General features: G+C 60.6%; 3 protein-coding genes and 1 pseudogene. 3 read left to right on the plus strand and 1 reads right to left on the minus strand.

Annotated elements, in window-relative coordinates; translation table 11 throughout:
- Nucleotides 1–201 (plus strand): annotated as a pseudogene (locus ACEXP3_RS24605) (hydrolase); the annotation flags it as partial.
- Nucleotides 202–241: 40 nt separating this feature from the next.
- The gene (locus ACEXP3_RS24610) at nt 242–751 is read left to right on the plus strand and encodes a hypothetical protein (RefSeq protein ID WP_377299803.1); all 510 of its coding nucleotides are present in this window, start codon (nt 242–244) and stop codon (nt 749–751) included.
- Nucleotides 752–815: 64 nt separating this feature from the next.
- On the opposite strand, the gene ACEXP3_RS24615 is transcribed toward ACEXP3_RS24610, so the two are convergent.
- Entirely contained in the window at nt 816–1580 is a 765-nt protein-coding gene (locus tag ACEXP3_RS24615) for an SDR family oxidoreductase (RefSeq protein WP_377299804.1), read from the minus strand.
- Between the two features lie 123 nt (nt 1581–1703).
- Here ACEXP3_RS24615 and ACEXP3_RS24620 point away from each other — a divergent pair.
- Nucleotides 1704–2143, plus strand: a 440-nt coding sequence (locus ACEXP3_RS24620; RefSeq protein ID WP_377299805.1) for a LysR family transcriptional regulator, incomplete at its 3' end; no start/stop codon positions are given.

Here is a 2143-nt window from a genome sequence, read left to right on the forward strand (position 1 = left end):
GGATTGGAGGTCTATCCCGTTGTCGATGCGGTTGCAGGAACCTCTCAATGCGCGCATGCTGCAGGTCTTGATCGGATCATGCAGGCGGGGGCCACACCGATTACCTGGATACAACTCGCTTGCGAACTGCAACGGGATTGGGCGCGGGAAGCAACCGTGCCCGGATTTGCCGAAATCGTCTTTGCCGCAATCCATCCGTAAATACTGACGGGTCATCACGTCATAGCTCAAGGGGGTTCACATGTCTGCAATCCTGGTCCTGACGCTTTTCCATGTGCTGGTAAGTCTTGTTGCAATCGTCGCCGGAGCCGGCCTCATCCGCCGACTGATCGCAAACGGTCGCGAGCGCATCTTCGCCCAGTGGTTCCTGGTCACGATGGCGATCACGCTCGTCACCGGTTTCCTGTTTCCCTTCAACGGCATCACACCGGCGATCAATGTCGGGATCCTGTGCACCATCATCCTGCTGGTAACGCTCTATGCGCGCTACCGGGCAAAACTGGCGGGCTTCTGGCGCCCCGTCTATGTGGCGGGTGTCACGCTCCTGATGTTCTTCAACACGCTGGTGCTGATCATCCAGTCGTTTCAGAAGATTGGACCTCTGCACGCGCTGGCGCCGCTCGGCAACGAACCCGCAATTCTTGCCTGTCAGGTCATCCTTCTGCTCGCCTCTCTGGCGGCCGGCATTTTGGGAGTGCTGAGGTTCCGGCCGTCCCTGTCGGTCCCCGGCGCGTCCTTGCCGTCTGCCTGATGGAGTTTGCCGTCTGAGCGCAGGCGGACGATGGTTTTACGTCCGCCTTCAACGGCCTCACACATCAGGTGCGGGTAATCGATGTGCCGCCATCCACCAGCGATGCCGTGCCGGTCACGAAACTTGCGTCATCGGATGCCAGATAAAGCACGGATCTTGCAATTTCATCCGCCGTCGCAACCCGCTTCAGCGCATGCAGTGCGGTGATGAAGGCCTGCTTTTCCGGCGTGTCATTCATTTCCCGGTACATGTCCGTGTCGACCGCACCGGGCAGGATAGCATTGACGCGAATATGTCTCGACCCGAATTCAGCAGCCAGCGCCTGCGTGAGCCCGATCAGGCCGGACTTGCTGGCGGAATAGGCCGCAACACCCGGAAACGAATAACTGTAGCCGACAAAGGTCGAGGTGAAGATCATCGAGCCCGCGCCGTTCTTTTCCATGGCAGCCGCCTGGTGCTTGGCCGCAAGGAACGACGCCGTCAGGTTGATGGCCAGCGTATCGGCAAAACCCTGTTCCGAAACACCGGTCGTCGGCCCGGCTTCACCCAGCGTGCCGGCATTGTTGAAGGCGATGTCGAGCTTGCCGTAGCGCTCCAGTGCCGTCGCCACCAGGCGCTGGTGATAATCTTCCGCCCGCACATCGCCTGCGACCGCAATCGCTTCGCCGCCTTCAGCCGCGATCTCGGCAACGAGGCTGTCGAGTTCCGCCTGCCGGCGGGCGCCCACGATGACCTTCGCACCTTCTGCGGCAAAGAGCTTTGCCGTTGCCCTGCCAATGCCGGAACTTGCGCCGGTCACGATGGCAACCTTGTTATTCAGCCGTGTCATGTTCTGATCTCCATCCGGGAGCAGCACCCTGCCGCTCCTTTGCATGGACTGAAGATGGCATCTTGCGATTGTTCGGATTAGTCGGCAGATTTGGGAACTGAAATCCGGAGATACCGAACGATGCTGATGCGAACGGAAGGGATCGTGACCTTTGTGGCCGTCGTCGAAAGCGGCTCCATCAGCGAAGCGGCACGGCGGCTGCGACTATCCAAATCCGTGGTCAGCGAGCGGCTTGCCGAGCTGGAAAAAACGCTTGGCGGGCTGCTTCTGCAGCGAACCACGCGGAAGCTCACATTGACGGAAAGCGGGCTTGCCTTTCTGGAGCGGGCCCGCCGCATCACCCGGGAAATGGACGCGGCAGCAGAAGAGATGTCGGAGCGGCGGGGCGAGATTGCCGGGCCCTTGCGCATCGCCGCCCCCGTCACCTTCGGCCGCATGCATCTTGGCCACGCGCTCTATCCGTTTCTGGTTCAGCACCCCAATCTCGAACTCACCCTTGATATCGATGACCGAAGGGTGGATCCCGCCGCTGACGGTTACGACGCCATCATCCGCCATGGCCC

The organism is Neorhizobium fuzhouense (assembly GCF_042611105.1).
Lineage (GTDB): Bacteria > Pseudomonadota > Alphaproteobacteria > Rhizobiales > Rhizobiaceae > Neorhizobium > Neorhizobium galegae_A.